This is a genomic window from Pseudomonas sp. PME37.24/025 (assembly GCF_055556615.1).
The window spans coordinates 1-243 of record NZ_JBVHNK010000437.1; the positions used below are offsets into that span (position 1 = coordinate 1).

Sequence of the window (243 nt, forward strand, 5' to 3'; positions counted from 1 at the left end):
TCATCCACAGGGTTCGTCTACGACCCGGCCGATCCGACCCCGTCGCTCGGCGGTCCGAAGCTCAACCCCACGGGGGCCGGCCCCGTGGACAACCGGGAGCTCGAGGCACGAGCGGACGTCCTCACGTTCACGAGCGAACCGCTCGGAGAAGACCTCGAGATCATCGGCGAGATCTCGGCCCAGGTGTGGGTGCGGGCCGACCGTCCCAGCGCTGACGTGTTCGTCCGCCTGTGCGACGTCGAC

At 69.1% G+C, this 243-nt stretch carries 1 protein-coding gene; it reads left to right on the plus strand.

Annotation, left to right across the window (positions count from 1 at the left end; genetic code table 11):
* A partial coding sequence (locus tag ACZ3HH_RS30980) for a CocE/NonD family hydrolase C-terminal non-catalytic domain-containing protein (protein ID WP_465810529.1) occupies positions 1-243 on the plus strand: 243 nt, incomplete at both ends.